Raw genomic sequence first — 7,920 nt, 5'->3', positions numbered from 1 at the left:
CGTCCAACTCCGCAAACGACCACACCCGACCCCCATCGACCACCGCCACCGCACCAGGCACCGCATCCACCCGCTCCTCGAACAGGTCCACGACGGAGCGGGCGGTGCCCGGGGCGGTGGTGTTGTTCCAGTCGGTCAGTACGGTGCGGCGTTCGTCGGCGTCCAGGAGCCCGATCCGGCCGACGGGCGTGTCCGCATCGGCGGCGAACTGTTCGAGGATGTGCACCAGGCGCCGGGCGAGGGAGGCGGCGGTGGGCTCGTCGAACAGGTCGGGCCGGTAGTCCAGTTTCAGTTCGAGCTCGGTGAACGGCGCGACGGCCAGGGTGAGCGGGTAGTGGGAGACGTCCCGGTCGCCGGTCACCTCGACGCGCAGGCCGCCGCTGGGCGGCGCGGCCGCGTCCACGGGGTAGTTCTCGTAGATCAGGAGGGTGTCGAAGGCGGCGCCGGGGCCGGCCTGGCGCTGGATCTCGGTGAGGCCGAGATGCTGGTGGGCGATCAGCCCGGCCTGGCGTTCCTGCAGGTCGGCCAGGAGGTCGGCGACGGTCGCGGCCGGGTCGAGCGGCACCCGGACCGGGACGGTGTTGATGAACAGGCCGAGCATGTTCTCGGCGCCGGGCAGGTCGGCGGGGCGGCCCGAGACGGTGGCGCCGAACACGACGTCGTCGCGGCCGGTGAGGGCGGCGAGCAGCAGCGCCCACGCGCCCTGCACCACGGTGTTGACCGTCAGGCCGCGGGCGCGGGCCGTGTCGCGCAGGGCGCCGGTCAGGGTCGCGTCCGCGCGGGCGGTGACGCTGCGCGGCATGACCGGGACGCCGGGGGCGGCGGCGGGGGCGACGAGGGTCGGGCCGTCCAGTCCGGCGAGGGCGCGGCGCCAGTGCTCCCGCGCGTCGGCCTTGTCCTGGCGGGCCAGCCACTCCAGGTGCGACCGGTAGGGGATGACCGGGGGGAGCACGTCCGGGTCGCCGCCCGCCCCGTAAACGGTCCACAGCTCGCGCATCAGCACCGCGAACGACCAGCCGTCCAGGAGGATGTGGTGCATGGTGATGACGAGCCGGTGGCGGTCGTCGGCCAGCCGCAGCAGGTGCAGGCGCAGCAGCGGCGGTTCGGCCAGGTCGAACCGGCGGGCCCGGTCCTGCGCGGCGAGCGTTTCGGCCTGCGTGTCGGGGCGGTCGGTGCCCGACAGGTCCGTCTCGGTCCACGGGACGGCCACGTCACCGGCGACGACCTGCACCGGGTGGTCGGCTCCGGCGGGCCGCCGGAACGCCACGCGCAGGCTGGCGTGCCGGGCCATCACGGCGTCAAAGGAGCGGCGCAGCAGCGCGGCGTCCAGGGGTCCGTGCAGGTCGACGGTCTGCTGGATGGTGTAGACGTCGGGGATCCGGTCGTCGTAGGCGGCGTGGAACAGCAGACCTTCCTGCAGCGGCGCGGGGGGCCAGACGTCGGCGAGCGCGGGGACGGTGCGTTCCAGCTCCTCGACCTGGGTCTGGTCCAGGGTGACGAGGGGGAAGTCCGACGGGGTGTGGCCGCCCGCGGCGTGGTCGGCCAGTTCGGTGAGGACGGCCGTCCACGCGTCGGCGAGTTCCCGCACGGCCGTGTCGGTGAGCAGGTCCTCGGGCCAGGTGAGGGTGAGGGTGAGCCGCGGCCCGTCGGGCAGGTCGCGGACCAGGCCCGCCGCCTCCAGGGCGTGCGTGGCGGCCAGCGCGGCGTCCGCGCCTCCGGCCAGGCCGATGCCGGTGGGCTGCCACGGCCGGTCGTCGGCGTCGCCTGCGGCGGCGAAGCGGCCGAGGTAGTTGAAGCCGATCTGCGGCACCGGCAGCGCGGCCAGCTCGGCGGCGGTGTCGGGGTTGAGGTGGCGCAGCAGCCCGTAGCCGAGCCCGTCGGACGGCACCGCGCGCAGCTGCTCCTTGACGCGTTTGACGGCGCCGTCCGGGTCGGCGGGGTCGCCCGGGTCCAGGCGCACCGGGTAGGTGGTGGTGAACCAGCCGACCGTCCGCGACAGGTCCAGCGTCTCCGGGGACCGGCCGTGCCCTTCGACCTCGACCAGCAGTCCGGCGCCGGGCTCGGCGCGGCGGCGGACGACGGCGCAGGCCAGCGCGGCGAGCAGGATGTCGTCGACGCCCGCGTGGAACGCTTCGGGCAGGCGCGTCAGCAGCGCCTCGGTGACGGCGGGCGGGACGGTGGTCTCGGTCCGCTTCAGCCGGGCGGCCAGGTCGCGGTCCGGGTCGAGCGGACGGTCGCCGAGGAGCGGTTCGGGGGCCCTCAGCGTGCCGGTCCAGTGCGGCAGTTCGGCGAGGCGGTCGGGGCCGGCGGCCTGCTCGGCGAGCGTGCGGGCCCAGTGCCGGTACGACACCGGGACGGGCTGCAGGGCGCGTCCGGCGTAGGCGTCGGCCAGGTCGGGCAGCAGGATCCGCCAGGACACGCCGTCGACGGCGAGGTGGTGGATCACCCACAGCAGCAGCCCGGCGCGGCCCGGGCCCGCGTCGAACCAGACGACGCGGGTCAGCTGCCCGGAGCCGGGGTCGAGGCTGCCGCCGGCCCGCCGCATCCACGCGGCCACGGTGTCGTCGTCGGTGCCTTCGACGTGCTGGACGACGTCGGCGGCGTCGACGGCGCCCCGGCCGGGGACGACCAGTTCGTCTCCGTCCAGCCGGGCCCGGAGCATGTCGTGGTGGTCCAGCACGGTCTGCACGGCGCCGCGCAGCCGGGCCGGGTCCAGGTCCGCCGGGGCGGTGAGCAGCATCGACTGGAAGTACTCGCCGGTCAGGGCGGTGCGTCCGGCCCGCGCGGCGATCTCGCGTGCGACCGGCGGCAGCGGCAGCCGCCCCTCCCCCGCCGCCTCCGCGCCGGGCGCGTTCCGGTCCGCGGCCTGCTCGGCGGCGCCGAAGTCGGCGACGGCGGCGAGCGCGGCCGGTGTGCGGTGCTCGAACACCTGCCGGGCGGTGAACCGCACCCCGGCGCGGCGGGCCCGCGACACCAGCAGCATCGACATGACCGAGTCGCCGCCGAGCGCGAAGAACCCGTCGTCGGCGCCGACCCGGTCGAGGTTCAGCACGTCGGCGAACAGGTCGCACAGCAGCCGCTCCCGCGGGTCGCGGGCCTCCCGGCCGCCGGCGAGCGCGGCGAAGTCGGGGGCGGGCAGCCGGGACCGGTCGAGCTTGCCGTTCACCGACAGCGGCAGCTCCGGCAGCTCCACGAACGCGGCCGGGACCATGTGCTCGGGCAGCCGTTCGGCCAGGTAGGCGCGCAGCTCCGCGGTGTCGGCGCCGCCGCCGGCGGCCGGGACGACGTAGCCGACGAGCAGCCGGCCGCCCGGCCCGTCGTCGCGGGCGACCACGGCGGCCTGCGCGACGCCGCCGTGCCGGGCGAGCACGGCCTCGATCTCGCCGGGTTCGATGCGGAACCCGCGGATCTTGACCTGTTCGTCGGCGCGGCCGGCGAACTCCAGCTCCCCGCCGGGGGTCCAGCGGGCCAGGTCGCCGGTGCGGTACATGCGTTCGCCCGGCGCGCCGAACGGGCAGGCCACGAACCGTCCGGCGGTGACGCCGGGCCGCCGCACGTAGCCGCGGGTGATGCCGGCGCCCGCCACGTACAGTTCGCCGACCGTGCCGGGCGGCACCGGCTGCAGGCAGTCGTCCAGGACGTACACCCGCACGCCCGCGATGGGCCGGCCGAGCGGCACGGTGCCGGGGATCTCGGGCGGGCAGGTCCAGCAGGTGACGTCCACGGTCGCCTCGGTCGGCCCGTACTCGTTGTAGAACGTGCGGCCGGGCGCGAAGCGGCGCAGCAGGTCCGGCCCGCACGCCTCGCCCGCGGTGATCAGCCGGGTGACGGTGCGCAGCGCCGCCGGGTCGAGGGTGTCCAGGACGGTGGGGGTGAAGGTGGCCGAGGTGACGGCGAGGTCCCGCACCTCCTGCCCGAGGTCGCCGTCGCGGGAGGCGACGCACAGGGTCGCGCCGGACGTCAGCGCGGGGAAGATCTCGCACACGGACGTGTCGAACGACACCGACGCGAACTGCAGCACCCGGTCGCCGGGTCCGAACCCGTAGGTGGAGCTGCGCCACGTCACGTAGTTCACCGCGCCCGCGTGCGGGACGACGACGCCCTTGGGTTCGCCGGTGGACCCGGACGTGTAGATCACGTAGGCGGGGTGGGCGGGCAGCAGCGGGGCCGTCCGGTCGGCGTCGGTGGGCGGGGTGTCCGGCCGGTCGGCGATCGCGGGGTCGCCCCAGTGCAGCAGCGGAACGCCGGCGGGCAGCACGGGGGCGGTCGCACCGGTGCAGACGATCACGGCGGGGTCGGCGTCGGCCACCATGGCGGCCAGCCGCGCCGCCGGGTAGCCGGGGTCCAGCGGCAGGTAGGCCGCACCGGCCTTCAGCACGCCCAGCAGGACGGCGAACAGTTCGGGCGAGCGTTCCAGCGCCACGCCGACGATGCGTTCCGGGCCGGCGCCGCGGGCGATCAGCTCGTGGGCGACGCGGTTGGCGGCCGCGGCGAGTTCGGCGTAGGTCCAGGTGGCGGCCCCGGCGGTGACGGCGGGGGCGTGCGGGGTGCGGGCCGCCTGCCGTTCCAGCAGGTCCACCAGGGTGCCGCCGGGTGCCGGCCGTCCGGTGGCGTTCCAGTCGGCGAGGACGCGGCGGCGTTCGCCGGAGTCGAGCACGTCCAGCGCGGCGACGCGGGCGCCGGGGTCGGCGGCGAACCGGTCGAGGATCCGCAGCAGCCGGCCGGTGAGCCGCCGGGCGTCGTCGCCGGTAAAGGCGTCGGGCCGGTAGTCCAGGCGCAGTTCCAGGTCGTCGCCGGTGTTGACCACCAGCGTCAGGGGGTAGTGCGCGGCGTCCCGGATCTCCCCGCGGGTCAGCCGCAGCCCGCCGGCGACCGCCGGGCCCGCCGGGTCGGCCGGGTAGTTCTCGAACGCCAGCAGCGCGTCGAACACGGCGCCCGGCCCGGCGTGCCGCTGGATCTCCGGCAGCCCCAGATGCTGGTGCGCCAGCAGTTCGGCCTGCCGCCGCTGAAGGTCGTCCCACACCGCTGCCACGGGCCGGGCGGGGTCCAGCGTCACCCGCACCGGAACCGTGTTGATCAGCAGGCCGAGCATGCGCTCCACGCCCGGCACCTCGGCGGGACGGCCGGAGACGGTCGCGCCGAACACCACGTCGCGGCGGCCGGTGAGCTTGCCGATCAGCACCGCCCACGCGGCCTGCACCAGGGTGTTGACGGTCAGCCCGCGGGCCCGCGCGGCGTCGCGCAGCGCCCCGGTGAGCCGTTCCCCGGCCCGGACGGTGACGCCGCGCGGCGGCACCGGGTCGGCGTCCCTGACGTCGGGGGCGACGAGCGTCGGCTCGTCCAGCCCGGCCAGGGCGTCCCGCCATGCCCGGCGGGCCGCGTCCCGGTCCTGCCGGGCCAGCCAGCCGAGGTAGTCGCGGGGCGAGGGCGCGGGGGGCGCCGCGGCCGGTGCGCCGCCCGCCTCGTAGGCCGCCCACAGCTCCTCCATCAGGATCGGCATCGACCAGCCGTCGAGCACGATGTGGTGCATCGTGACCACCAGCCGGTGGCGGCCGGGGCCGAGCCGGAGCAGCAGCAGCCGCAGCAGCGGCGGCGACGCCAGGTCGAAGCCGCGTTCCGCCTCCTCGGCGACCAGCCGCTCCGCCTCGTCCGCGGCGCCGCCCGGCACGTCCGCCTCGCGCCACGGGACGGCGACGCCGTCGGCGACCACCTGCACCGGTTCGCGCGCACCGGCCGGGGTGAGGAACCCGGCGCGCAGGCCGGCGTGCCGGTCGAGCAGCGTCTGCCACGCCCGGCGCAGGGCCGCCGCGTCGAGCGGCCCTTCGATGTCGAGGACGCGCTGGCTGATGTAGACGTCGGGGAGTTCCTCGTCGTAGCCGGCGTGGAACAGCAGCCCCTCCTGCAGGGGCGTCACCGGCCACACGTCCGACAGCCCCGGGACGGCGCGTTCCAGCTCCTCCACCTGGTCCTGTCCCAGGGGGACGAGCGGGAAGTCGGACGGGGTGTGGCCGCCTGCGGCCGGGTCTTCGGCGTGCGCGGCCAGGCCCGCCAGCATCGCCGCCCACGCGTCGGCCAGCGCGCGGACGGCCGTCTCGGTCAGCAGCCGCCGCGGCCACGTCAGCCCGAGGACCAGTTCGGGGCCGCCCGGCAGGTCGTGGACGACGCCCGACACCTCCAGCACGTGCCCGGCCGCCATGCGCGGGTCGGCGCCGCCGCCGAGGCCGGTGCGGTCCACCGGCCGCCAGTACCGCGCTTCATCACCGGAGGGGCCTGCGGCGAGGCGGCCGAGGTAGTTGAAGCCGATCTGCGGTGCGGGCAGGTCCGCCAGTTCGGCGGCGGTGTCGGGGTTCAGGTAGCGCAGCAGCCCGTAGCCGAGGCCGTCGGACGGGACGGCGCGCAGCCGCTCCTTCACCCGCTTGATCAGCTCGCCCGCGGCGGGGCCGCCCGCCCGCACGTCGCCGGGGTCGGCTTCCGGGACGGGCAGCCTGACGGGGTGCACCTCGGTGAACCAGCCGACGGTCCGCGACAGGTCCATCCCGTCGCGTCCGTGCCCTTCGACGTCCACGAGGACGCCCGCCGCCCGGTAGTCCGGGCGGGTCTCGGCGAGCGCCGCGGCGAAGCCCGCCAGCAGGACGTCGTCGACGTTCGCGTGGAACGCCGCGGGCAGCCGGGTGAGCAGCGCCCCGGTCACCTCGGCCGGGACGGTCACCGTCACCTGGCGCAAGGTGGTGACCTTGTCCACGTCCGGGTCGAGCGGATGGTCGCCCAGGGCCGGTTCCGCGCCGTCCAGCAGCGCCGTCCAGCGCGGCAGCTCGGCGACGCGTTCCGGCGCGCCGGCCTGCTCGGCGAGATCCAGGGCCCACTGCCGGAACGACACCGGCACCGGCTCCAGGTCCGTGTCCGGCGACTCGTAGGCCGCGGCCAGGTCGGGCAGCAGGATCCGCCACGACACCCCGTCCACGACCAGGTGATGGATCAGCCACAGCAGCCGCCCGTCCTCCCGCGGACCGGCGTCGAACCAGACCAGCTGCGTCATGACCCCGTTGGCCGGGGCGAGCCGCGCGGCGGCCGCGCGGACCTGCTCGTGCACCGGCTCGTCCGCCGGCACCCGCCGCAGCGGCGGCGCCTGCGCGGGCACGCCGCGTTCGGGCACCACGAGTTCGAGGCCGTCGAGCCGGGCGCGGAGCATGTCGTGCCGGTCCATGACCGCCTGCACCGCGCGCGCCAGCCGATCGGCGTCCAGCCCCGGGGGCACCGCGATCAGCATCGACTGGAAGAACTCGCCGTCCAGGGCCGCCGGGCCGGACCGCTCCGCCGCCTCCCGCATCACCGGCGGCAGCGGCATCCGGCCCGTCGCGGCGGGCGCGTCCGAGTCGGCGGCGCCGTCCAGCGGCTCGGCCACGACCGCCAGCGCCGCCGGAGTGCGGTGCTCGAACACCTGCCGCGCGGTGAGCACCAGCCCCGCGCGCCGGGCCCGGGCCACCAGCAGCATCGACATGATCGAGTCGCCGCCCAGCTCGAAGAACGAGTCCTCGGCCCCGACCTGCTCCAAGCCGAGGATCTCGGCGAACAGGCCGCAGAGGGCCTCTTCGGTGGGGGTGGCGGGGGCGCGGCTCGTCGCCTTGCCCGCGAAGTCGGGGGCGGGCAGGGCGGCCCGGTCCAGCTTGCCGTTGACGGTGAGGGGGAAGTCCTCCAGCTCGACGAACGCGGACGGGATCATGTGTTCGGGCAGGTGCGCGGCCGCGAACTCGCGCAGGACGGCGGCGTCGGTACCGCCGTCCGCCGGGACGACGTAGGCGACGAGGCGGCCGTCGTGCACCGCCACCGCGGCGCGGTCGATGGTCTCGTGCTCGGTCAGGACGGCCTCGACCTCGCCGGGTTCCACCCGGAAGCCGCGGATCTTGACCTGTTCATCCGCTC

General features: G+C 76.3%; 1 protein-coding gene. It reads right to left on the bottom strand.

What is annotated here, in order from left to right; translation table 11 throughout:
* Positions 1-7,920: amino acid adenylation domain-containing protein (locus ABD879_RS31105; RefSeq protein ID WP_345025335.1), on the bottom strand; the 7,920-nt coding region annotated here is incomplete at both ends.

The organism is Actinomadura keratinilytica (genome assembly GCF_039539665.1).
In the GTDB taxonomy this organism is placed as follows: Bacteria; Actinomycetota; Actinomycetes; order Streptosporangiales; family Streptosporangiaceae; genus Spirillospora; species Spirillospora keratinilytica.
Note: the sequence above shows the minus strand (reverse complement) of the source record. Positions and strands in the feature narration are given on the sequence as shown.